General features: G+C 63.6%; 17 protein-coding genes. 3 read left to right on the top strand and 14 right to left on the bottom strand.

Translation table 11 applies throughout. From position 1 onward, the window contains the following. Positions 1–5: 5 nt before the first annotated feature. The 9 genes from BX591_RS33840 to BX591_RS33800 form a co-directional block, all read right to left on the bottom strand. On the bottom strand, positions 6–434 hold the full coding sequence (locus BX591_RS33840; protein WP_035551441.1) for an ExbD/TolR family protein: 429 nt from the start codon (positions 432–434) through the stop codon (positions 6–8). A gap of 162 nt (positions 435–596) precedes the next feature. Then, on the bottom strand, positions 597–1,019 hold the full coding sequence (locus BX591_RS33835) for an ExbD/TolR family protein (protein WP_035551443.1): 423 nt from the start codon (positions 1,017–1,019) through the stop codon (positions 597–599). A gap of 12 nt (positions 1,020–1,031) precedes the next feature. Further along, positions 1,032–1,949 carry a MotA/TolQ/ExbB proton channel family protein gene (locus BX591_RS33830; RefSeq protein ID WP_111935661.1) on the bottom strand — a complete coding sequence of 306 codons (918 nt, stop codon included), beginning with the start codon at positions 1,947–1,949 and terminating at the stop codon, positions 1,032–1,034. A 76-nt stretch (positions 1,950–2,025) separates the two neighbouring features. Continuing rightward, positions 2,026–2,688, bottom strand: a complete 663-nt coding sequence (locus tag BX591_RS33825) for an energy transducer TonB (RefSeq protein WP_111935660.1) — start codon at positions 2,686–2,688, stop codon at positions 2,026–2,028. Positions 2,689–3,783: 1,095 nt separating this feature from the next. Next, the gene (gene uvrA / locus BX591_RS33820; RefSeq protein WP_111935659.1) at positions 3,784–9,675 is read right to left on the bottom strand and encodes an excinuclease ABC subunit UvrA; all 5,892 of its coding nucleotides are present in this window, start codon (positions 9,673–9,675) and stop codon (positions 3,784–3,786) included. Positions 9,676–9,969: 294 nt separating this feature from the next. After that, entirely contained in the window at positions 9,970–11,571 is a 1,602-nt protein-coding gene (gene cuyB, locus BX591_RS33815) for a cysteate racemase (RefSeq protein ID WP_111935658.1), read from the bottom strand. A gap of 170 nt (positions 11,572–11,741) precedes the next feature. Then, positions 11,742–13,058, bottom strand: a complete 1,317-nt coding sequence (locus BX591_RS33810) for an MFS transporter (protein WP_111935657.1) — start codon at positions 13,056–13,058, stop codon at positions 11,742–11,744. 71 nt (positions 13,059–13,129) lie between these two features. After that, complete coding sequence (locus BX591_RS33805; protein WP_244147193.1) at positions 13,130–14,401, bottom strand: CaiB/BaiF CoA transferase family protein; 1,272 nt, start codon at positions 14,399–14,401, stop codon at positions 13,130–13,132. Continuing rightward, entirely contained in the window at positions 14,401–16,164 is a 1,764-nt protein-coding gene (locus tag BX591_RS33800) for an acyl-CoA dehydrogenase family protein (protein ID WP_111935677.1), read from the bottom strand. Before BX591_RS33800 ends, BX591_RS33805 begins: the two co-directional genes overlap by 1 nt. 131 nt (positions 16,165–16,295) lie before the next feature. On the opposite strand from BX591_RS33800, the gene BX591_RS33795 reads away from it, so the two are divergent. Then, positions 16,296–17,222, top strand: coding sequence for a LysR family transcriptional regulator (locus BX591_RS33795; protein WP_111935656.1), 927 nt, complete (start codon positions 16,296–16,298; stop codon positions 17,220–17,222). Here the strand turns inward: BX591_RS33795 and BX591_RS33790 are convergent. After that, positions 17,192–17,509: a single-stranded DNA-binding protein gene (locus tag BX591_RS33790; RefSeq protein ID WP_035551458.1), complete on the bottom strand. Its 318-nt coding sequence runs from the start codon at positions 17,507–17,509 to the stop codon at positions 17,192–17,194. The genes BX591_RS33795 and BX591_RS33790 overlap by 31 nt on opposite strands. 180 nt (positions 17,510–17,689) lie before the next feature. Further along, positions 17,690–18,589, bottom strand: coding sequence for a LysR family transcriptional regulator (locus BX591_RS33785; RefSeq protein WP_111935655.1), 900 nt, complete (start codon positions 18,587–18,589; stop codon positions 17,690–17,692). 139 nt (positions 18,590–18,728) lie between these two features. Here BX591_RS33785 and BX591_RS33780 point away from each other — a divergent pair, with 139 nt between their 5' ends. Next, entirely contained in the window at positions 18,729–19,472 is a 744-nt protein-coding gene (locus BX591_RS33780; protein ID WP_111935654.1) for an SDR family oxidoreductase, read from the top strand. 119 nt (positions 19,473–19,591) lie between these two features. Here BX591_RS33780 and BX591_RS33775 read toward each other — a convergent pair whose 3' ends face one another. The 3 genes from BX591_RS33775 to BX591_RS33765 all read right to left on the bottom strand — a co-directional run bounded on the left by BX591_RS33775 (position 19,592) and on the right by BX591_RS33765 (position 23,162). After that, positions 19,592–20,617, bottom strand: a complete 1,026-nt coding sequence (locus BX591_RS33775) for an aldo/keto reductase (RefSeq protein WP_111935653.1) — start codon at positions 20,615–20,617, stop codon at positions 19,592–19,594. Between the two features lie 90 nt (positions 20,618–20,707). Continuing rightward, positions 20,708–22,417: a tetratricopeptide repeat protein gene (locus tag BX591_RS33770; protein WP_111935652.1), complete on the bottom strand. Its 1,710-nt coding sequence runs from the start codon at positions 22,415–22,417 to the stop codon at positions 20,708–20,710. Positions 22,418–22,601: 184 nt separating this feature from the next. Continuing rightward, on the bottom strand, positions 22,602–23,162 hold the full coding sequence (locus tag BX591_RS33765; protein WP_111935651.1) for a DUF4142 domain-containing protein: 561 nt from the start codon (positions 23,160–23,162) through the stop codon (positions 22,602–22,604). Between the two features lie 420 nt (positions 23,163–23,582). Between BX591_RS33765 and BX591_RS33760 the strand changes: the two genes are divergently transcribed. Further along, a complete protein-coding gene (locus tag BX591_RS33760; RefSeq protein ID WP_111935650.1) occupies positions 23,583–24,563 on the top strand; it encodes a chemotaxis protein CheV in 981 nt (326 codons plus the stop codon). The last annotated feature ends 763 nt before the right edge of the window (positions 24,564–25,326 follow it).

Genomic DNA, 25,326 nt, shown 5'->3' with positions numbered 1-25,326 from the left:
CTTTCCTATTGCATGTACTGCTCATTGCCGATCAGGCCGATCTTCGTCGCACCCAGTCGTTGCGCGGACGCCATCACGGCCGCGACATCCTTATACGGCACCAGCTTGTTGGGCCGCAGATGAATTTCTGCCTGCACCGGTTCGGCCGCTACCTGAGCGAGTCGCGATTCGAGCGCGGCGCGGTCCGGCACCGGTTGACCGTTCCAGGTCGTGGTGCCGTCGAAATCGATATCGATCTGCACGACTTCCGGCTGCGTGATCGGCGGCGGCGGATTGCCGACCGGCAGATTCATCTTGATGGCGTGCGTCTGGATCGGGATCGTGATGATCAGCATGATCAGCAGAACCAGCATCACGTCGATCAGCGGCGTGGTGTTGATGTCGACCATCACATCCGGTTCGCTGCCACCGCCCGACGATACGTTCATTCCCATTGTCGACTCCTACTCCTGTCGACCGGACCTGGCGCTTTAGCGCTTGGTCCGGTCCCATGCAAAGCTGTCGATTGGACTTGGCGCTTCAGCGCTTAGTCCAATCCCATGCAAAGCTGTCGACCGGATTTAGCGCTTCAGCGCTTGGTCCGGTCCCATACAAACCTAACCGCCGCGCGCCGGCGGCTCCGTGATAAACGAAACCTTGGCGATACCGGCGCGCTCGCACTCGGTGATCACGCGGCCGATGAATTCGTAGCGCGTCAACTGATCGCCACGAACATGCACTTCCGGCTGCGGTGTTTGCACCGACACGGTCTTCAGTCGTGCCAGCAGCGTCGGCGCATCGACCTGCTTCTCGTTCCAGAAGAAGTCGCCATCCTTGTTGACCGCGATGACGATGCTCTTCGGCGTGGTCTGCAGCGGCTGGATCGTCTCCTTCGGCAACTGCACCGGCACCGTGTGCGTGACCACCGGAATCGTGATCAGAAAGATGATCAGCAGAACCAGCATCACGTCGACGAGCGGCGTGGTGTTGATACTGGAGATGACCTCGTCGTTGTCGTCCTGCCCGACGCTCATTGCCATGACGGACTCCGCTTATTGGGCCAGCGAGGCTTCACGCGCCGTGGCGCGCGCCGAGCGGCGGCTGCCGGCCAGCAGGACGGTGTGCAGTTGTGCGCCGAAGCCACGCACACGCTCCATCACCGACTTGTTGCGGCGAACCAGGAAGTTGTAGCCGAGCACGGCCGGCACGGCGACCGCCAGACCGATCGCGGTCATGATCAGTGCTTCACCCACCGGACCCGCGACCTTGTCGATCGACGCCTGGCCGGCAATACCGATTGCCGTCAGCGCGTGATAAATCCCCCACACCGTACCGAACAGACCGACGAACGGAGCCGTCGAGCCGACCGTACCGAGGAACGCCAGACCGTCTTGCAGACGATTCGACACGTTGGTGATCGCACGCTCGACCGAGGTATCGATCCACGTGTTGCGGTCCACGGCTTCGAGCAGCGCTTCGTCGTGATGCTCGCCGGCTTCGATCGCGGTTTCGGCGATGAAACGGAACGGCGACGCTTCGTCGAGCAGCTTCGCGCCTTCGGCCAGCGACGGTGCACTCCACAGTTGTTCGTCGGCGCTCTTCGCACGGCGGTTCGCACGGAACTGCTCGAAGAACTTGGTGATCATGATGTACCAGCTGCCCATCGACATCAGCACCAGCAGGATCAGCACGAAGCGGGCGACGAAGTCGCCGTTCTTCCACAATGCGCCGAGGCCGTACGGGTTGTTGACGGTTTCGGACGCGGCGGGCTGCGGCGGCGGCACGGCGTCGTCGGCGGCCGAGGCCGTTTGCGGCGTAGCGGTGGCGGCGGTCGAAGCCGGTGCGGCGGCTGCCGACGCGGTGGCGTCGCTAGCCTGTGCATTAGCCATATGCGGTGCTACAAAGGTATCCACCGTGGTTACGGCGAACAACAGGGTTGCCGCCAATGCGGCGAGAGTACGCTTCTTCATGCCTGCTCCATGTTCATTAGTACAACTTCTAAACCAAGACTGACAAATCGCTACCGGTACCGAACAGCCTGTGCACTCAGTTCAGGTTAAACGAGAACGGAACTTGCACACGGACAGCCTGGCCTTGGGAAACGCACGTGAACTGCTTGACCGCGTTGAACGCAGCGCGATCCAGTGAAGAATCTTCCGACGACTTGGCAACACGCTCATTCGTGATGTGGCCTTGCGGGTCGACCACGAACTCGATCAGCACATCACCCGTGACGTTGTTTTCCTGCGCCTCTTTCGGGTAATGAATCGACGAGCGAATCTGATCCGAATTCGGGCACACCACGCCAACTTCCGTACTGACCGGCTTGGTCGGCGCGGGCGGCGCGACCACCGGTGCTGCCACAGCCGGTGCCGACACGACCGGTGCGGACTGGTGCGTGATGGTCTGCTGTGGCGGCGTCTGCACCTGCACTTCCGGCGGCGGCACGAACGGCGGCGGCGGCGGCGCGAATTTCGGCGGCGGCAACTGCACGGTCGGCAACGGCGGCGGCGGCGGCGGTTTCACCGGCTCGATGATCTTGGTTTCAATGGGATGCTGGATGACCTGCACGACCTTGGTGGCAAGACCGTTGACGAGTGCATAAATCAGCACGACGTGCAGGAGCAGAACGACTGCGATACCGCCGTAGCGGCGTACGGGGGTTTGTTGCTTGCGCCCGAACTCGCGGGGTCGCCCCGGTCTCTGCATCCGGGCCGCTGCTGCCGGAAATTGTCCTTCCACTTTCGTACCCACCTTTACTCCTCCGGCGTGAACCGTCCATTTCTGTAACTGCAGTGCGCTTATGACGTCCCGAAGAAACCACCTGCGGGGAACTGCAAACAACGTCCACTTCAGCCGAGCCCGTTGAACGGGCAGGGGTTTGTTTTGCAGTACAAAACGACTGCCATGCTTTCCAGCTCCGATTCGGCGACACGTGCCGCTGCGAGAAGCAGCCGCAACAAGTCCCGCGACACTTATCGCTTAGCCTAAGTAGAACTACTGATAGATTAATTTCGTCTCGCGGATTTCTCTTTCGCATCCAACGCTGTTGACGAATTGGGCAGGGTCCGCGGTAGTGCCTGGAACTTTTTGCGCAAACGTCACATGCGTTTCATGGGAGGCAACGATAGCAGGACAAAAAATGCGCGGTCAAACTTTTTTTGATGGGAGCATACTTAGTTTAGAGAGAACACTCTAACTAATGCCGTATTCGCGACGCTTTAAAAGAATAAGCGTATGTCGAACAGATGCCGAATCACCTGGGGCGACCCGGCGATGAAGATGCACGCCGCTCGTGCGAGGCACATGAACGGTTGCCTGAACGGCTCACGGGGTCCATGCGCAACGAGGCGAAATGCTTTCCAGGCAAGCTTTCCGCGTTGGCTGCGGGACAGCCGAAGCGGATCGGGAACACTGGGGCGACGTGATGATCGACGGCGGAAGGAGGCCGCAGCCGAAGGCGAGAAGATAGCAGAAGGAAAAGCTTGTTTGAAAAAACTTTTTAGCGGTATTTACGACACTCCAAATAAGCATCTCGCAGGCGACTTCTTATTTATTACAAATAACCTCTATTAAATTACATATAGCTAACGTACAAAATAATGGCAAGTGGTTAATGCCGTCAGGTTGCAACTATTAATATCCAATAGGTTGCGACTTTTAAAATCCCACGGGTTGCAACTATCGCCACTAACGCCAAGACTGGTTTTCGGACGAGTAGAAACCCCGAGACCAGACGCGCAGATCCACCTCTTCAAAGAGAGGCGGCGCAACGACATCGCACCGCCCCGCTCGCCTGCCACCTCAGCCGTTCGTGCCTTCGCCGGCCGCCATCGCTGCGTTGTTCTGCGTCCGGGCAAGCACGGGCCGCAACGCCACGCCGGTGTGACTGGCCGCAATGCGCACCAGCCCCTCGGGGTCCGTGGCGGCGACAATGCCGCCGCCGCCCACGCCGCCTTCCGGACCCAGGTCGATGATCCAGTCCGCTTCGGCGATCACGTCCAGATCGTGCTCGATGACGACTACGCTATGGCCGCCGTCCGCAAGACGATGCAGCACGCGAATCAGCTTCGCGACGTCCGCCATATGCAGGCCGACCGTGGGCTCGTCCAGCACGTATAGCGTGTGCGGCGGCTTCTGACCGCGCCGAGTGATGTCGTCGCGCACCTTGCTCAGTTCGGTCACGAGCTTGATCCGCTGCGCTTCCCCGCCCGACAAAGTGGGCGACGGCTGACCGAGCGTCAGATACCCCAGCCCGACGTCTTTCATCAATTGCAACGGATGCGCGATGTTCGAAATCGGCCCAAAGAACTCGACGGCCTCGTCGATTTCCATGATCAGCACGTCGCCGATATTCTTGCCGCGCCACGTGACCGCGAGCGTTTCGGGATTGAAGCGCTGCCCATGGCACACGTCGCACCCCACTTTCACGTCAGGCAGAAAACTCATGCCGATGGTGCGTACGCCCTGCCCTTCGCAAGCAGGACAACGCCCCTCGCCGGTATTGAACGAGAAACGCGAGGCCGCGTAGCCACGCGCACGCGCTTCGAGCGTACCCGCGAACAGCTTGCGGATCGCGTCCCACACGCCGATGTACGTCGCCGGGCACGAACGCGGCGTCTTGCCGATCGGCGTTTGATCGACCTCGAGCACACGGTCGATGCTTTCCCACCCGCTGATCGACTCGCAGCCCTGCCACGCGTGCGTCACGTCCAACGGCGCGCGTGGCGCCGACCGCGCCAGCACGCTCGAACGACGGTTCGCCGCCGGCTTCTCTTCGGCTGCCGCGCGGGCCCGCCGCGTGGCCGGCGACGACAGCACCGAGCGCCCGACCGCATCCAGCAGATTGGTCATCAGCACGTCGCGCGCTAGCGTGGACTTGCCCGAGCCGCTGACGCCGGTCACCGCGACCAGCCGGGACAGCGGAATGCCCACCGTCACATCGCGCAAATTGTGCAACGTGGCACCGTGCACGGTCAGCCAGTTCTCCGGCACCGCGGCCGCGCGCTTGCTCGCCGCCTTCACTTCGCGACGCGGCTGCAACGGGTGCACGATCGGATTGGCGAGAAACTGCCCGGTCAGCGAATCCGGCTGCGCGGACAGATCGCTCACGCTGCCCTGCGCGATCAACGTGCCGCCGCGTTTCCCCGCACCCGGTCCAATATCGATGATGTGATCGGCACGCCGGATCGTATCTTCGTCATGCTCGACGACCACCAGCGTATTGCCTTTATCGCCGAGCTTACGCAGCGCGTTCAGCAGAATCTGGTTATCTCGCGGATGCAGACCGATGGTCGGCTCGTCCAGCACGTAGCACACGCCCTGCAAATTGCTGCCCAGTTGCGCGGCCAGCCGGATGCGTTGCGCTTCGCCACCGGACAGGCTGGGCGCCGCGCGATCCAGGCTCAGATAACCGAGCCCGACTTCTTCGAGAAACTGCAGACGGCTGCCGATTTCGCTAATCACGTCGCGAGCGATTTCCGCGTCGCGCCCCGTCATTTCCAGCGTATCGATCCACGCGCGCGTATCGGACACGGTCCATTGCGCGACGTCGACGATCGCCTGCGCGTTGAACGTCACCGCGCGCGCGGTCGGGTTCAGCCGCGTGCCGTGGCAATCGTGACAAGGTTCGTCGACGAGGCCTTCGGGTTCCTGCTCTTCCGACGGCAAGCTCTGCTCGCGGCCGCGATTGTCGTCGGCGACGATGGTGTCGTCGTACGCGGCGCGCTGTTCGCGCGTAAGTTCGAGGCCCGTGCCCACACAGGTGGTACACCAGCCATGCTTGCTGTTGTACGAGAACATGCGCGGATCGAGTTCCGGATAACTGGTGCCGCACGCCGGACACGCACGCTTGGTGGACAGCACCTTCACCGCGCCCAGCTTCGCGGTCGGCTTGCCGCCGCTGATCGCGGCATGCAGACCGTCGAGCGGCGCCAGCAGATGCATCACGCCTTTGCCGACTTCCAGCGTCTGGTCGAGCGCCTGGCGCAAATCGGCTTCGTGATCCGCCGACACGATCAGGTCGGTCACGGGTAGTTCGATGGTGTGCTCACGAAAACGGTCGAGCTTCGGCCACGGGTCCACCGGCACGAACTCACCGTCCACGCGCAGATGCGTATTGCCGCGCGCCTTCGCCCATTTCGCGAGATCCGTGTACACGCCCTTGCGGTTCACCACCAGCGGCGCGAGGAACCCGACATGCTGCCCCTTGTGATCGCGCAGCAACTGCGCCGCGATCGATTCGACGCTTTGCGACGTGACCGGCGTACCGTCGTGAATGCAATGCTGCAACCCGAGCTTCACATACAGCAGACGCAGGAAGTGCCACACCTCGGAGGTGGTCGCGACGGTGCTCTTACGGCCACCGCGCGAGAGCCGCTGTTCGATCGCGACGGTCGGCGGAATGCCGTACACCGCGTCGACCTCAGGCCGCCCGGCCGGTTGCACGATAGAGCGCGCATAGGCATTGAGCGACTCGAGATAACGGCGCTGCCCTTCGTGGAAGAGAATGTCGAACGCGAGCGTGGACTTGCCCGACCCGGACACGCCGGTAATCACGTTGAACTTGCCGTGCGGAATGTCCACGTCCAGCGCTTTCAGGTTGTGCTCGCGCGCATTGACGATCCGCACCACGTCTTCGCCTTCGATCGCCCGCCGCGCGCGCGCCGCGCTCAACGCCTTCTGCAACGGAATGCCTTGCGGCGCCGGTTCGGCCGCCGCGCCCATGGCGCGGTCGTATTGCAGCAAGGCCTCGCCGGTATGCGATTCCGCGCACTGCTTGACCTGTTCCGGCGTGCCCGCGCACAACACGCGGCCGCCGCCGTCGCCGCCTTCAGGACCGAGATCGATCAGCCAGTCGGCCGCGCGAATCACGTCGAGATTGTGTTCGATGACGATCAGCGAATGGCCGCTCGCGAGCAGCTTGCCGAACGCCTGCATCAGCTTGGCGATGTCGTCGAAATGCAGACCGGTGGTGGGTTCGTCGAACATGAACAGACGTTTCGCGACCGGCTTGTTCGCGCTGCGCGCGGTGCTGGCCTGCGCCGATTCCGCGAGGAAGCCGGCCAGTTTGAGCCGCTGCGCTTCGCCGCCCGACAGCGTGGGCACCGGCTGGCCGAGCTTCACGTATTCGAGCCCGACGTCGACGATAGGCTGCAGCACGCGCAGCACTTCGGCGTCTTTCGCGAAGTAGGCGGTGGCTTCGCTGACGGTCAATTCGAGCACGTCGGCAATGCTCAACGCACGCGCCGGTTCGCCGCGCTCGATCTTCACGTCGAGCAGTTCAGCGCGATAACGGCGGCCGTCGCAATCCGGGCAGCGCAGGTACACGTCGCTCAAAAACTGCATTTCGATGTGCTCGAAACCCGAGCCGCCGCAGGTTGGGCAACGGCCGTCGCCGGAATTGAAGCTGAACATGCCCGGGCCGTAACCGCGTTGCTGCGCGAGCGGCGCCTTCGCGAACAGCTTGCGGATTTCGTCGAACGCGCCGACGTAGCTGGCCGGATTCGAGCGCGCCGTCTTGCCGATCGGCGACTGGTCGACGAATACCACGTCGGTCACCTGATCGGCGCCCGTCAGACTGCGGAACGCGCCGGGCGATTCCGTGGCGATACCGAAATGCCGCGCCATGGCCGGATACAGCACGTCTTGCAGCAACGTGGATTTGCCGGAGCCCGACACGCCCGTCACGCAGACGAGCCGCTGCAACGGAATTTCTACCGTGACGTCGCGCAGATTGTGTTCGGTCGCGCCTTCGAGCACGATGCGCGGCGTTTTTGCCTCCACCGGACGCTGCGACCAGTGCGCCGCGTCCGCCACATGCCGGCGACCGCCGAGGTATTCGCCGGTCAGCGTGCCGGACGAACGGATCGCTTCCGGCACGCCGTCGTAAATGATCGAGCCGCCGCGTTCGCCCGGGCCCGGACCCATGTCGATCAGCCGGTCGGCCGCGAGCATCACCGACGGATCGTGTTCGACCACCACCAGCGTGTTGCCCGCGTCGCGCAGGCGATGCATCGCCTCGACGATACGGTTCAGGTCACGCGGATGCAGGCCGATGCTCGGTTCGTCGAGCACGAACAGCGTCTTGGTCAGCGAGGTGCCGAGCGCCGTGGTCAGATTGATCCGCTGCACCTCGCCGCCCGACAAGGTGCGGCTTTGCCGGTCGAGCGTCAGATAACCGAGGCCGACGTCGCACAGATATTTGAGGCGCGTGCGCACCTCGGCGAGCAGCAGCTTGAGCGCGTCGTCGAGCAGCGCGCTCGGCAGGCTGATTTCGTCGAAGAAACGGCGAATGCGTTCGATCGGCATCAGCATCAGATCGTGCACGGTCAGCCCGGGCAACGCCTCGAGTTGCGGACGCGTCCATTCGACGCCGCGCGGCATGAAGCGCTTGCCTTCCGGCAGCACCTGGTCCGCATTCGCCTTGCTGCCGAGACGCCACAACAGCGATTCCGTTTTCAGCCGCGCGCCGCCGCAGGTTTCGCACGGCGTGTAGCTGCGGTACTTCGACAGCAGCACGCGGATATGCATCTTGTACGCCTTCGATTCGAGATACTCGAAGAAACGTTTGACGCCGTACCAATGGGTTTGCCACTTGCCGTTCCAGTCCGGCGAACCGTTGATGACCCAGTCGCGTTCGGCGTCCGTCAGCTCGCCCCACGGCGTGCCGCGGCGGATGCCGGCTTTCGCCGCATAGCGCATCAGATCGTCCTGGCATTCCTTCCAGGCGGGCGTTTGCATCGGCTTGATCGCGCCTTCGCTCAAGGTCTTGCGCGCGTCGGGAATCACCAGCCCGAGGTCGACGCCGATCACGCGGCCGAAACCGCGGCAGACTTCGCACGCGCCGTAAGCCGAGTTGAACGAGAACAGCGCCGGCTGCGGATCGGCATAGCGCAGATCGCTTTCCGGGCTATGCAAGCCGGTGGAGAAACGCCAGATCAGCGGCTCGGCCGCCTCACTCTCCGGCCCTTCCGACGAGGCCGGCAGCACGTAAATATTCGCGCGGCCGCCGCCGCGCTTGAGCGACGCTTCAATCGCCTCGACCACTCGCTGTTTGTCGACCGAACTCAGCCGGAAGCGGTCGGCCACCACGTCGAGCAGCTTGCGCCTGCCGGTGGGCGAATCCACCTCGCGCTGCGCCTGGACGCGCGTATAGCCGCTCGCCGACAGCCATTGCTCCACTTCCTGCTCGGAGGCGGATTCGGGCAACTCCACAGGAAACGTAACGACGAGGCGTGGTTCGGCGCCCTGTTGCGCCGTGCGTTCCACCAGCTCCGCGTAAATGGTTTCCGGCGTGTCGTGACGCACCGGCAGCGACGTCTGACGATCGAATAGCTCGGCCGCGCGCGCGTACAGCAGCTTCAGGTGGTCGTTGAGTTCCGTCATGGTGCCGACCGTGGAGCGTGAGCTGCGCACCGGATTGGTCTGGTCGATCGCGATGGCGGGCGGCACGCCGTCCACCCGGTCGACCTGCGGCCGGTCCATGCGGTCGAGGAACTGCCGCGCGTACGCGCTGAAGGTTTCGACGTAGCGCCGCTGCCCTTCCGCGTACAGCGTGTCGAACACGAGGCTCGACTTGCCGGACCCGGACGGGCCCGTGACGACCGTCATTTCGCCGGTTCGTACGTCGAGATCGACGTTCTTGAGGTTGTGCTGGCGCGCGCCGCGAATCTGGATGATGCCGTTAGATGCCAATTTTTCGACCGTTTGAAGGAGTGGGCCACCTCTCACGGACGCCTCGCGACCGCGCAAGTTCGGTGCATTAGGGCCGGCGGGGACACACGCCGAAGCCCGGGTTGCAACGGGATACTATACTGTATATTTATACAGTTTTCCATGGCGCGGCGCACGCGGGCCGACCAACCGGTGAGCAAGCGTTGTGCCGTCGAGAAACACGTATCGAGAGACGCCGGAACCGGCGTCGAACCAGACTGGATGGCGAAACAGAAGCGCCCCGCCGGTATGCGATAGGACGGCGGCGCGGGCGGCCTAGCTGAGCACGCCTTCCACGCGGGTACGAAGCCGCGTGCGTGCGCCGCGCACGCGCTTCGCGTCCCGCGCGGCGGCGAGCGGCGCAACGGTTTCCGACGTGACGGCCGCCGCGCCAACCTCCGGCGCGATCGCTTCCACCGCACATCGCAGCGCTCCGCTCGCGTCTCGCGCATAAGCCACGCAGCGGCGCGCGAGCACGTCGGTCGGATCGACGAACCGCACCATCTGCCCGCCAGCGCCAGCGCCGCTCGAAGCCGTATCACGCATCAGCAGCGGCAACTCGGTGCACCCGAGCACGATGACCTGCACGCCCTGCGCGACCAGATCGTCGATCGCCGCGGCCAGATCGTCGCAACACTCGCCCGACCTGAAGCCCGCCTTCGCGCCGTTCGGTCCGTAGATCGCGTTCATCAATCGCGTCTGCGCGAGCGGGCGCGGCGCGATCTGCGCGAAGCCGCCTGCTCCGAGCGCGCTTTCGTAGACGCCGCTCGCGAGCGTGCCCGAGGTGGCCAGCACGCCGATCTCGCGCACGTCGGGAAACGCGTCGCGCAGATAATCGGCGGTACAGGTCAGCATATTCACGATCGGAATGTTCAACGACGGCTGGATCTGTTCGACAAACGCATGCGCTGTATTGCACGGAATCGCGATCAGATCCGCGCCGCCGTCTTCGAGTGTCTTGCAGGCGGCGTAGAGCGCCAGCGTGGGATCGGTGCCGCGGCCGAGCAGCGCGTCGGTGCGATCCGGAATCTGCGGATTCTGCTCGACCATGATCTTGATGTGATCCTGGTCGCGCGTGGCGGGTGTGTTGCGCACCAGCTTGCTCATGAAATCGACGGTCGCCGCCGGGCCGACGCCGCCCAGCACGCCGACCTTGAAGCGCCGCTCCGGCTGCGTAAATTGCGCCGCGGCGACATAGCGCGCGTAGACCAGATTGGCGTCGACGAGCGGCACCGGTTGCGTGTCGAGCGCGCGCGCCAGCAGTGCGATTTCCGCGAGGCCGGGCACGATGATCTCGGCGCCTTGCGCGATCAGGTCCGCGCAAGCGGCGCGCAGCAACTCGATCGGCCGGCCGTAGAAGTGGCCATTGCGGATGCCCGCGTCGCCGTACACCGCGCTGGTCACGCAGTCCACGCCCGCTACGTTGAGCGGATGCAGCACGTCGAAGCGAGCCGCTTCGAAATAGCGCTCAAAGAGACCGTTGCCGCGGATCGCGTCGGACGTCAGCACGCCGATCCGGCGCACCGATGGAAACGTCTGGCGTACGTGCACCGACAGCGCGCTCATGATGTTCGCCACAGGTAGCGCGACGTTCGCCGACAATTCGTCGATGAAGGTATGGCTCAGAAAACACGGCAGCACGATCCCATCGACGCCGCGTTTTTCGAAGGCGCGCATGGCATCCAGCACATGAATCTTGAAGGTGGCGTTTGCCGCGCTCTGCGAGGCCGGACCGTGCCAGCTTCGGTCCTCGAGCACGAGATCGAACGGCTTCATCGCGCCCGGCCGCTGCCAGGCCGTGCTCATCCGGCACAAGACGTCGGCGCTGGCGAGTTGCGCCGCGCCGGTCACGACGCCCAGCGAACGATAGCGATTCATGATGACCTTCCCCTGTCATTTTTTCGTCGCCCGCCTGAATGGCGGGCGAATTCTGCGCGCTTGAGGATGACATTATGTCGCGCGAGTATGACGTGGGGTTAACCACGAAGAACAATTTCGATGCGTTTCCGCACGCATTCGGAAGCGCATCCGCGACGCTCGTGCGTCGTCTACGCCGCTTCCACGACAGCCTGCGTCGTACCCTGCCGTTTGCGGCGTTCCAGCGTGCCGATGCACAGTAGCGAAATCCCGGCCAGCACGCTATAAAACACGGCCAGCGGCCACCAGGCGCCCGGATAGCGATGCGCGAGGACGGTGCCGATCAACGGCGTCAAGCCGCCGGCCAACGCCGCGCACAGCTGGTACGACAGCGAGATCGCCGAGTACCTGACGCGCACGGGGAATGCGGTCGACATGAAGCCGGCCATCACCGCATACGAACTCGACATGCACATCACCGCCAGCGCGATGCCGATCACGATCGCCAGCGGCCGGCCGGTCGAGACCAGCGCGAACATCGGATACGGCGACAGCATCGCCAGCGCCGCCGCGCCTTGCAGGAAACGTCCGGTACCGATGCGTTGCGCGAACCAGCCCGAACCCAGTTGCGTGAGCAACTGAATGAACGCGACCACGAACAGACAATCGAGAATCAACCCGCGATCGAGGCCGAGCGTCTGCGTCGTGTAATTGAGCATGAAGGTGTTGACGAACCACGCGCCGGCCACGCCGATCACATTCGCACCGAGACACAGCAGCAGCGTGCGCCAGGCGTCGCGAACCACTTCGGCGACCGGCAACGCGGCGACCCGGCGCTGTGCCTTGAGCGCCTTGAATTCCGGCGATTCGTCGACACCCGCGCGAATCAGCAGACCGACCACCAGCAGCAGCGCGCTGGCGAGAAACGGCAGGCGCCATCCCCAGCCGAGAAACGCGTCCTTATCCATCGACGCCACCGCGCGAAACGCGATCAGCGACAGAATCAAACCCGCCGGACTGCCGAGTTGCGCGAACGACGCGAAGAAGGTCCGCTTACCCTGCGGCGCATGTTCGCTCGCCATCAATACCGCGCCGCCCCACTCGCCGCCGATCGCGATGCCCTGCGCGACGCGCAGCAGCACCAGCAACACCGGCGCCCACACACCGGCGCTCGCGTAGGTCGGCAGGAAGCCGATGCCGACCGTGCCGACGCCCATGATCGCGAGCGTCGCCACCAGCGCCTTCTTGCGCCCAATGCGGTCGCCGAGATGGCCGAACACCAGGCCGCCGAACGGTCGCGCGAAAAAGCCGACCGCGAAGGTGCCGAACGAGGCTAGCGTCGCGAAGAACGGATCGCCGCCAGGAAAGAACAGCTTGCCGAAGATCAGCGCGGAGGCCGTGGCGTAGATGTAAAAGTCGTACCACTCGATGGTGGTGCCCACGAAAGCCGCCGCTGCGGCGCGCGTGGGTTGCCGGGCTGCGGCGTGGTCGTCTGGCTCGCGATTCATGGGTGTGTCTCCAAGGTCGTTCTTCTGGGTGGCGCGGCTTCTATGAGCCGTCGTCGGGGGGACTGCGGTGATTAATCGGGTGGGCTCACGTCGAGCGCAGCGGGTTCGGGCTCGTGGCTCGTTGGCATTTCGCCGCGCAACACGCCAGCCTCGAACAATCTTTGCTGCGTAGCCGCGTCGATCCCCAGCCCGTCCAGCACCGCGCGCGTGTTGGCGCCGAGCGCCGGTGGCGCGCTGCGATAGGTGGCCGGCGTGCGCGACAGTTTGATCGGCGAGGCCGTGCCGCGATACGCGCCGAGTTCCACCACCATCTGGCGATGCAGCGTATGCGGATGGCGCGCGACCACGTCGACGGTTTGCACCGGCCCGCAAGGCACGCCCGCGACGATCAGTGCCTGCGCGAGCGGCTCGCAATCGTGCGCGGCGAGCAGGCTTTCGAGCGCCGCCTTCAACGGCTCGCGATGCGCGCAGCGGCTGCGGTTGTCGGCATAGCGCGGATCGTCGGCGAGTTCGGGCGCGCCGAGATGCGCGCACAGCCGCGCGAACTGCCGGTCGTTGCCGACCGCGAGAAAGATCGGCGCGCTCGCGGTGCGATAGCTGTCGTACGGCGTGATGTTGGGATGCGCGTTGCCGCTGCGCTGCGGCGTACGGCCGGAGCCGAAATAATTCGGCAGATGCGGATGCAGCAGCGACACGCCGCAGTCGTACAACGCGATATCGATCGACTGGCCGCGTCCGCTGGTCGCGCGTTCGGCGAGCGCGAGCAGAATGCCGGCGAGCGCATTCAGCCCCGTAACCATGTCGACGACCGGCAGGCCGACGCGCATGGCCGGTCCGTCGAGTTCGCCGTTTACGCTCATCAGGCCGGTCATCGCCTGGATCGCGGCGTCGTAGCCGGGTAAGCCGCCGAGTGGGCCGTCGGGGCCGAAGCCCGACACCGCGCAGTGAATCAGCTTGGGGAAACGCTCGCGCAGATCGCGTTCGTAGTCCATGCCCCAGCGCGCGAGTGTGCCGGGTTTGAAGTTTTCGACCAGTACGTCGGCGTCTTCCAGCAGCTTCCACAGGATCGCGCGGCCCTCGTCGCGAGACAGGTCGACGGCGATGCCCTGCTTGTTGCGATTGACGCCCGCGAAATACCACGCGGTGTCGCCGTAAAACGGCGGACCCCAGCCGCGTGTTTCGTCGCCGTCGGGCGGTTCGAGTTTGATCACCTGGGCGCCGTGATCGGCTAGCGCCTGCGTGCAGTACGGGCCGCCGAGCACGCGGCTCAAGTCGATGACCTTGATGCCTTGCAAGGCGCCCTGGGTGCCTGGTGCGCTTTTTACGCTACTGGACGCCGTCATCACGCGCTCCCTGCCGGCAATACCTGCAGCGCCTGTTCGAGTGTCACGCTACGGCCGTTCACCAACGCGTCGATCACACCAGGTTCATCGGCCGAACTCCGTGGATTCAACGGATCGGTGGGCAACAACTTATGCCGCACCACCAGATGAGCGAGCGCGAGCCGCCGGTAATCCGGCGCGAGCCGCACGCCTTCGCACGCCATCAGCACGGCGGTGCTCACGTGATACAAAGCCGTGCCCGCTTGGCGGACCCATTCGTCGCGGCCGGCTTCCGCGACGCTCGCCAACGCATCGCAAGCGCGCGTCAGCGCGGCGCGCAGCACCGCGAGACTCGCCGCCGGCAAACCCGCCGCGTCGAGCCGGTCCAGCAGATAGGCGCGCAAGGGCTCCAGCGCGCCGTCGCGTTTCACCGCGCGCGCGATATCGAGTGCCACGATATTGCTGGTGCCTTCCCAGATCGAGCCGAGATGCGCGTCGCGCACGAGCCGCGCGTCGCTCCATTCCTCGATGTAACCGGTGCCGCCGCGCACCTCCATGGCGTCGCCGGTCACGCGGCGCGCGTCGCGGCAGGCGCGGAACTTGATCAACGGCGTGAGGATGCGCACGCATTTCGCCGCCTGCTGGTCGCCGGCGTCGGCCTGGTCGAGCAGCAGCGCGATCTGCATGAACATGGAGCGCGCCTGTTCGGCGGGCAGCATCAGCTTGAGCAGTTGCCGCTGCATCAGCGGCATATCGATCAGCTTGCGGCCGAACGCTTCGCGATGACGCGCGATATGCAGCGCTTCCGTCACGGCACGCCGCATCAACCCGGCCGCGCGCACGCCGTTCGACAGACGCGACATGTTGATCATGTCGGCCATCTGATGAAAGCCGCGCCCCACTTCGCCGATCAGATATGCGGTCGCGCCGTCCAGCACGATCTCGCCGCTCGCCATCGAGCGACTGCCGAGCTTGTCCTTCAACCGCACGATCCGGTAGGCGTTGCGCGAGCCGTCCGGCAGCGTCTTCGGCAGTAGAAACAGCGCGAGACCGTTGATGCCCGCCGGCGCGGTATCGGGACGCGCGAGCACCATCGCCAGATCGGCGTCGGCGTTCGAGCAGAACCACTTGTCGCCAAACAGGCGCCATGTTGGTTCGCCTTGCGCATCCGTTGCCAGCGTGGCGCGCGTGGCGATGCGCGCCACGTCGGAGCCGGCCGCCTGCTCCGTCATGAACATCGCGCCTTGAAATAGCGCGTCGAAATCGCGCGACGCGAGCCGCGGCAGGAACCGCGCAACCAGTTCGGGCGCGCCGAATTTGCGCAGCGTGCGCGTGAGCGAATCGGTCATGCTCACCGGACAGCACAGTCCGAATTCGGCCTGTACGAACAGGAAGGTCAGCGCGTATTTCACGAGCGGCGGCGGCGTTTTCTCGCCTGAGCGAGTCGCGTGGCTCAGCGACGCGAGTCCCAGCTCGGCGTACGCCACGCGTTCCAGCGCGACGTAGTCGGGATGTTTGTCGATGCTTTGCAACGCTTCGCCGCGCCGCGTGCGATGCCGTAATTGCGGCGGGTTTTTATCGGCGGACAGTGCCCAGACGTCGAGTTCACCGGAGGCGCGTTGACCAAGTTCGACGAACTGGCCATTGAGTTCTTCATATAACGCATCGCCGAGATGCAGTTTGAGCAGGCCCGCAAAATCGGGGTCGCTGGTAAAGAAATTGATGCCCCGGCTATCGGGGATATTGGACGCGCCGGGTGCCGGCTGCGGGGTGGTGTCGCTCATGTGTCTCGTCTCCGGTTGGCCCTGATTGGCGCCTTGTGGAAACAGCATAGAAGCGGCTTCGATAATCGTCTAATACAACTTATATCCGGTACGATAGACGTAGCTTATCGATCAAAAAACCGGAGACCGCCGTGGACCTGAAACAATTACGCTATTTCGTGGCGGTCGCCGAAGAGCTGCATTTCGGCCGCGCGGCCAAGCGGCTGTTCATTTCGCAGCCCGCGCTCAGTTTCGACATTCGCAAGTTCGAAGAGCGGCTTGGCGTGCAACTGCTTGCGCGCACCAACAAGACGGTCGCGTTGACCAACGCCGGTCAGGTGCTGCTCGGCGAAGCGCGGCGGCTCTTATTGCAAGCGAGCGAGGCGGAGCGCATCACGGTTCGTTCGGCGCATGGGCTCGCGGGCCGGCTCAGAATCGGCTTCGTGAATTCCATGTTGTACCGTGGCATGCCGCAGGCCGTGCGTCGATTCGAGGCGGATTATCCGGGCGTCGAAATCGTGCTGAAAGAGATGAACACGAGCGAACAGGTCCACGCGATCCAGCGGATGCAGATCGACATGGGCTGCGCGCATTGGGGCAATTTCCCGTCCGACGTCACCTCCACGCCGGTTTTCTCCGAGCCGTTCCTGATTTGCCTGCCGGCCGGTCATGCGTTGGCGAAGCGGCGCAAAGTGGATTTGCAGGCGCTGGCGCAGGAACCGTTCATTCTGTTTCCGCGCACCGTGTCGCCGCATTATCACGATCTGATCATCGCGCAGTGCGTGAGCGCCGGGTTCAGTCCGTTGATTCGTCACGAGGCGCGTTTGTGGCAAACCGTGGTCACGATGGTCGGATTCGGCATGGGCGTCGCGCTGGTGCCCTACACGTTGCGGCAAATCGAAGATCCGCGCGTGTGTTTTCTGCCGTTGAAGGGCGAGACGCTATTGTCGCAAGTGCTGCTTCTGCGCAGAAGCGGCGACGCGGAGCCGGTCGCCGAGCGCTTCGTCGACTATCTGCGCGACAGCGGTGGCGAGCCGCGCAAGCTTGCTCAGGCACCCTCTTCGCGGCGGCCTTCGTAAGCGGTGAGAAGCCGATGGGCGATCATGTCCACGGCCGGCTTGACGAGCCCGTTCTTGTCGGTCCACACCTTCGGCGTCAAGGTGCCGCTCAGCGCGACGCTGTCCGCATCGCTCAGCGCGAGTAGCGCGGTTTGCACGTCGTCGTCGAACGCGATCACGTTGACGAAAATCGTGTCGCCGTCGTTGGTGGTTGCCCTTACCTTGCACGTCACGAAACGTCTGCCGTTTTGCCCCGTGCGAATCTGCGCTTCGCCATACAGGCGTCCGCCCACCAGTCCATCGATCATTGCCCTGCTCCTGTGATTGCGTGCCCCAACGCGACTGACTTCGGGGCGTGCCGTGCAAAAAGCCGGATTGCCCGGCACGGTGCGTATGATCCCACGAGACGCCGCCACGCTCGCATAAAAGAACGCGCGCTAAAACGCGCCGCAGGCGAACCGTTCACCGCACCAGCACTGCTTTCGCTTTCACACGCCGACGGCCGAGGCTTCGAAAATCTCGCGCAGCCACTGCGCAAACACCCGCACTCGCGACGACAACTGACGGTTCTGCGGATGCAGCACGGACACCGTCATCGGCGGCGGCGGGAAGTCCGCGAGAATGACCCGCAGACGCCCCGCTGCGAGCTCATCCGCCACGCGGTATTGCGGCACCTGCACGATGCCGAGCCCGGCAAGCGCCGACCCCGTGTAGAGCTCAACGCCACTCACCGAGACGGCGGACGGCAAGACCATCGCCACCTCGCGGCCGTCGACGCTGAACTCCAGCGGCACCGGCTTGCCGGTCGCGCTCGACACATAATTGACCGCCCGATGCGTGGTCAACGCGTCCGGATGGCCAGGTTCGCCATACACCGCCAGATAGGCGGGACTCGCCACCGTCACCTGCGGCAGCAGCGCGACGCGCCGCCCGACCATCGACGAATCCTGCAGATTGCCGGCCCGCAGCACGCAATCAATCCCTTCGCGCACCAGATCGACGTAGCGGTCGTCTTCGCCGATCATCAACTCGATGTCGGGAAAGCGCGCCAGAAACGCCGGCAGCGCCGGCACGATGAAATAGCGCGCCAGCGTACCTTGCAGATTCACCCGCAGCAGCCCTTTCGGCGCGAGATTCGAAAACGAGCCCTCCGCCTCCTCCATATCAGCGATCAGGCGCACGCAGCGGCCGTAATACGCTTCGCCGTCGGGCGTGAGCCGCACCGTGCGCGTGTTGCGCTCCAGCAGCCGCGCGCCGAGCCGCTGCTCCATACGCTTCATCAGCGTGGTGACGGTGGCGCGCGGAATCTGCAGATCGTCCGCCGCGCGCGTGAAGCTTTGCCGCTCGGCGATCCGCACGAACACGCGCATTTCCTCGAAACGATCCATGCTGGACGCCCTTTTGCAGCCAGTTTGCCGCCCATTATTAAAGCAAATGGAATGATGATACCCAGTCTAGCTGGATTATCTCGACGGGAAAAGCGCTCATGATGCGTCTCATCCACTCTCCATCCCAAGGGAACGAATCATGAACAGCACGAAAAACGCTCGCGTCGCTATCGTCACCGGCGCCTCGCGCGGCATTGGCGCGGCGGTTGCGCAACGCCTCGCCAGCGATGGTTTCGCGATCGTCGTCAACTATGCGTTGCGTTCCACCGAAGCCGACGCGCTCGTCGCGAAACTTGCGGCGGAAGGCGCCAAAGCCATTGCGGTGAAAGCCGACGTGTCGAATCCCGACGACGTGCGCCGCCTGTTCGAGACCACCGAACAGCAATTGGGCAAAGTGGATCTGCTGGTCAACAACGCCGGCGTATTCAAGCCCATGCCACTCGCCGATACCAGCGACGCTGTCTACGACCAGACCTTCGACATCAACGTACGCGGCACCTTCAACACCTTGCGCGAAGCCGCCAAACGAATGAACGACGGCGGCCGTATCGTCAATTTTTCGAGCACGGTGCTCGCGCTGAATCTGCCGGGCTACGCGATCTACACCGCGACCAAGGCGGCGGTCGAAGCGTTCACGCAGATCTTCGCGAAGGAACTGCGCGGCCGTCACATCACCGTCAACGCGGTAGCGCCGGGACCGGTTGCGACGGCGCTGTTCTTCGAAGGCAAAAGCGACGAGCAGATCCAGACCTACGCGAAAATGCCGCCGCTGGAACGCCTCGGCGAGCCGGACGATATCGCCGCCGTGGTGTCGTTCCTCGCAGGCCCGGACTCAGGTTGGGTCAATGGCCAGACGTTGCGCGCGAACGGCGGGTTGGCCTGATTGAGGCTGAAATGACGCATGACGTAGTGCGGAAATGAAATCGCCACGCGCCGCGGCTGGACGTGTGAGAACACGTTCGATCGCGGCGCGTGGCCATGGTGTTGCTTAGAAAGAGACGCTTAAACGACCTTCGGATTGCGCTCCGTGAACCCTTCCTGATGCCAGTACGGATAAGCGGGACGCACGGCGCTCGCCGCGTCGAGCTTCGCCATCTGTTCGGGCGTCAGATTCCAACCCACCGCGCCGAGGTTCTGCCGCAGCTGTTCCTCGTTGCGCGCGCCGATCAGCACCGTCGACACTGTCGGCCGCTGCAACAGCCAGTTCAGCGCAATCTGCGGCACGGTCTTGCCGGTTTCGGCCGCCACCTCGTCGATCGCGTCGAGCACGCGGAACAGATACTCGTCCGGCACCGGCGGCCCCATGTCGGCGGTTTTATGCAGGCGGCTGGTTTCGGGCAGCGCCTGGCCGCGCTTGATCTTGCCGGTCAAACGCCCCCAGCCAAGCGGACTCCACACCACCGCGCCGACGCCCTGGTCGATGCCGAGCGGCATCAATTCCCACTCGTAATCGCGACCCACCAGCGAGTAGTACGCCTGATTCGCGACATAGCGCGGATAGCCGTAACGGTCCGCGACATCCTGCGATTTCATCAGATGCCAGCCCGAAAAATTCGACACACCGGTGTAGCGGATCTTGCCGGCGCGCACCAGATCGTCGAGCGTGGACATCACTTCGGCGATCGGCGTTCTGGCGTCGAATCCATGTAACTGGAACAGATCGATGTAGTCGGTTTGCAGACGCTTGAGCGCGGCGTCGACCGCCTGAATCAGATGAAAACGCGACGAACCGACGTTGTTCGGACTATCGTCGAAACGGAAGGTCGCCTTGGTCGAAATGATCGCCTTGTCGCGCTTGCCCTTGAGCGCTTCGCCGAGCACCGACTCCGACGCGCCGTTCGAATAGATGTCGGCGCTATCGAACATGGTGACGCCCGCATCGAAACAGATGTCGATCAAACGACGCGCCTCGGCGACGTCGCTGCCGCCCCACGCTTCGAAGAACTCGCCCTTGCCGCCGAATGTGCCCGTGCCGAAACTCAGTACCGGCACCTTGAAACCGGATGCACCCAGATGTCTGTATTCCATTGATGAATCTCCGTGGCCTAGCCGTCGATAAACGGACGTTCAGTCTACGCGCGTCGGCAAAAACGCGTCGGCCAGGACGGCAGTTTTACGCTAGGTTGTGAGCGTGGCGAGCGCTTCGCGCACGGCGTGGATCACGCTGTCCCAGTCGCCCAAAGCCGGCTGCCGGAACAGACGCGCACTCGGATACCAGGGCGTGTCGCTACGCTCCAGCATCCAGCGCCAGCAGGTGTCGAAGCGGTTCAGGATCCACACTGGCCGGTCCATTGCGCCGGCCAGATGCGCCGTGGACGTATCGACGGAAATCACCAGATCGAGGTTGGCGACGAGCGCGGCGGTGTCGGCGAAATCGTGCAGCGCTTCGGTGTAGTCGACGACCGTGTGACGGCCCGCATCGCTATCCGCAAGCTGCATTGCCGCCGCGCCTTTTTGCAGGCTGAAGAACTGCACGTTCGGCACCTCGAGTATCGGCGCGAGCCGCTCGAACGTGATCGAACGGCGCGCGTCGTTCTTGCGTAATTCCGCGACGTGCGGCCGGTTGCCGCCGGCCCAAACCAGACCGACTTTGAGCCGGCCGTTTGCGTGCTCGTCGAGACGCTTGCGCCATTGCTCGACCGCATCGTTATCCGCGAACAGATACGGCGTGGCCGACGGAATGTTCGCGAGGTCGGTCTTGAAGGCGAGCGGCAAACTCAGCAGCGGGCAGTGGCAATCGAACGGCGGCAGCGGCTGCCCGGCTTCGATCAACTGATCCACACCGTCGAGCGTCGTCATGAGCCGCGTCAACTCGGCGGGCACTTCGAGTACGACCTTCGCGCCGAGTGCCGACACCAGCGCCGCATAGCGGCAAAACTGCAGCGTATCGCCCAGGCCCTGTTCGGCATGCAGCAGAATCGTTTTGCCTTCAATCGAAAAATCGCCGAGCCACAGCGGCTGCGCGAAGCTGCGCTTACCCGCCTTGATCCGGTTGCGCTCCCAGCGCCATTCGTATTGGCGAAAGCCGGCTTCGAGCTGCCCCATTTGCAGCAGACACAGCGATTCGTTCCAATGCGTTTCCGCCGCCGCGGGATTCACCGCCAGCGCACGTTCGTAACTGGCCAGGGCTTCCGCGTGCCGACCGAGGTCGATCTGCGTGAGGCCGAGATTGTTCCATGCATCGGCGAAAGCCGGCGCGAGTTCGAGCGCACGCCGGTAGCTCAGCTCAGCGTCGTGCGGCCGGTTCAGATCGCTGAGCGCATTGCCGCGATTGCTCCATGCATCGGGATAGTTCGGCTGCAATTCGAGCGCGTGATCGCAACTGGCGAGCGCATCCGCGGGACGGCCCAGATCGCGCAGCACGCACGCGCGATTGTTCCAGGCCTGCGCGAAAGCCGGCGTCAACGCGATGGCGCGGTCGAAACTGCCGAGTGCGTCGAGCGGCTGGTTCAGACCGGCTTGGGCGTTGCCGCGATTATTCAGCGCGTCGGGGAATTTTGCCTGCAAGGCGAGCGCGCGCTCCGCGCTCGCGAGGCCTTCGTCGAATCGCTGCAAGGCGTTCAACGCATAGGCGAGATTCGAGTGGATCGGCGCCTGTCTCGCGTTGACCGCCAGCGCTCTCTTCAGCAACTCGACGCCCTCCTCCAGACGGCCCGCTTGCAGCGCGAGTGCGCCCAGCAATTGCAGCGCGTCGAAGTGACGAGGCTTGAGTTCGAGAATCTCGCGATAGAGTTCTTCGGCTTCGGCGAAGGCGCCGTTCTGTTGAAGCGCGACGGCTTGCCGAAGCATCGAGTCCAACTGTTGCGGCAGATTGGCGGGCTTGCCCATACGGTGAGCTTGTATTGAATGCGGATGGAATCGTGAAAGCGCTTTCGGGAGCGATGCAGCGCATTGATCGCGCGTGCACCGCGTTCGAAAGAACGAAGCCGATTATCGCCGAAAAGACCGCATTCGAATGGGCGGCTGCGTGCCGTGTGCGTCGCGCCGCGCGTTATTTGCCTGCTATTGCGTGCTATTGCGTGCTGACGGCGAGGTGCTTGCGCTTGGCGAGGTCCTGCGCCATTGCGTAGTGCGCCTGGATGGTCGGCAGCGCCTGCTTCGCGACCGCCTTCAACTGATCGTCGCGGCCCGACGCGATTTCCGCCTGGAACGCCGACAACGCTTTCTGTTCGCCGACGAGCGCGACCTGTTCGATATAAGTCTTGTCGAAGTCGGCGCCGCGCAGGTTGTTGATGCTGGCGAGCACCGCTGCGTCCGGATCGTTCTTCGGCACGTCGACACCGCGCGGGCTGGCTGCGCGCAGTGCATCGGAGATTTTTGCGTTGTCGGTCGAAACGCGTTCGGCGAACGCTTTCACGTCGCGATCGGTGGAGCGGGACGTCGCGATGCGTGCGGCGTCGCGTTGCGTCGCGACGACCTGGGTGCCGTCGGCGATGAACGCCTGATCGGCGGCATGCAAACGGCCCGCATCCGCCGCCGCGGGTGCGGCGGTTTGCGCATGGGCAACGTTGGCGACGAGCAGCAGACTGGCCATGCAGGCACCGGTGAATGTGGCGAGAGGCAAGCGGTTCATATGTTCTCCTTCAGGTGGAAGCGAAACGACAGCGATGCGTGTACGCCCCGCGTCGATCTGCAACGCGCGACCACGTTCCGACCTTGCAGTCAGCTTGCGGGCCGCTGACGGCGCCACGCTTTAATCGCTGTGAATTCTAGGAGGCGCGTCGTACCCCATGTGATACGACGCTGTGGCTTCTGTAACCTTAGGTAACCTTCATATGAATGCCTTGACAGGCCTGTATTGCGGCGGCCCGCTTCGTGCGCCCGATGGTGCGTGGGTGTTAACCAGAACATAGGTCAAGAATGCTGCTGAAACAGCGAGGAAACGCTGAATTTTCCGGCGGTCGCGCCGATAACAGGATGGTAGGGCGCGCGCCAGCGTCGAACATAACGATGCATGGCGTCACCCCACGCACCGCAATTCTGGAGAAAGCCGATGGCCGTAGATCACCGCGCGAATGACGAACGCACCAACCTGACGAGTTCCAACAAGTTCGAACTGTTGCTGTACCGGTTGGGTTCGGTTCCCGGCAGCGACCAGCATGAGCTTTACGGCATCAACGTATTCAAGGTACGCGAAATTTCGACGATGCCGCAGGTGACGCCGATTGCCGGATCGTCGCCGTATGTGATGGGCGCGGTGGACATTCGCGGGCAGATCATTCCGGTGATCGATCTGCCGCGCTTGATGGGTTGCGAGCCGACGCGCGGTCTGAATATTTTGCTGGTGACCGAGTTCGCACGCTCGACGCAAGCGTTTGCGGTCGAGGAAGTCGACGATATCGTGCGGCTGGAGTGGAATCAGGTGTTGTCCGCCGAGGGCGCGGCGGGTGGCAATCTGGTGACGAGCATTGCGCGGATCGACGGTAATACGGGCGATTCGCGGCTCGCGCAGGTGATCGACGTGGAGCAGGTGTTGCGGGATGTGTTTCCTTCGCAGCATCCGGCTGTCGATCCGGAGTCGGTCATGGGCGACGCGTTGGGGATTCGGCGCGGCGCCAAGATTCTTGCCGCCGACGATTCGGGGTTTGCGCGTAAGTTGATCGAGCAGGCTTTGAGCGCGATCGGCGCCGACTACGTGATGACCAAGACTGGCGAAGAGGCCTGGAATACGTTGCAGCAGGTGGCGCGGGATGCGCAGGCTAATGGTGGGCGGGCTAAGGACACCATTGCTTTGGTGTTGACCGATCTTGAGATGCCGGAGATGGATGGGTTTATGTTGACCCGTCAGATCAAGGCCGATGAGAGGACTCGGGATATTCCGGTCATTATTCATTCTTCTCTGACCGGGGCGGCTAATGAGGCGCATGTGAAGAATGCTGGGGCTAATGGGTATGTGGCTAAGTTTGCTGCTGCTGAATTGGCGGATGCTATTCGGAATGCGTTGGGGAAGGCGGCTGTTGAGGTTGTGGTCTGAGTGGTTTTTTTTGGTTTTGGCGTTTCCTTGGTTTGTTAGTGGTCTATTAGCGTTCCCCCTGTGCGGGGGGGCACCTACTTTTCTTTGCCTGCCGCAAAGAAAAGTAGGCAAAAGAAAGCGGCTCACACCGCTAATTCTTAAGTGGAGCCCTCGCACAGTGTGGGTAGTGGTGCATCTGGAATCTGTGTTCTCGCGCATTGCGCGTTCGTGACACAGCAGTCATTCTTCCGGCGGCGCTGCGCGCGCCGTGGCGGTTGTTCAAGCATGGCCCCTGCTAAGTGGGTTCCTCGTGTCGACGCGGTAGTGGCTCATCTGGAATCCGTGTTCTCGCACATTCCGCGCTCGTGACACAGCAGTCATTCTTCCGGCGGCGCTGCGCGCGCCGCGGCGGTTGTTCGCACGCGGGCCCGGCTAAGGGGTTACCTCGCGCGCGGCCGTCGTGCATCTGGCTGGGCGCTGCTGGATCGGCGCGCGCCAGTGCGGCAAGTATTGCTGGCTTGTGGGTGTAACCGATTTTGCGCGCCAGGTTGCAAGCCATTTTCCGCGCCCAATCGATTCCAGTATCCAGAGCATTTCGACGCCTCGCCGAGGCGAAGCCGATGGCTCCCCCAGCGCGGAAAAAAGCCGCTGCCCCAGGGCGAACCCTTCCGGCGAGCGCATCGCGAGGCGAACCTGTCCGCATTTTTGTGTGCGAGGCGGTTTAAAGATTTCTAGCCACGTGCGAGCGTGAAGCGCTCGCCAAACAGGATAGCAAACTGGTTCA

This window comes from Paraburkholderia bryophila (assembly GCF_003269035.1).
GTDB classification, from domain to species: Bacteria; Pseudomonadota; Gammaproteobacteria; order Burkholderiales; family Burkholderiaceae; genus Paraburkholderia; species Paraburkholderia bryophila.
Note: the sequence above shows the minus strand (reverse complement) of the source record. Positions and strands in the feature narration are given on the sequence as shown.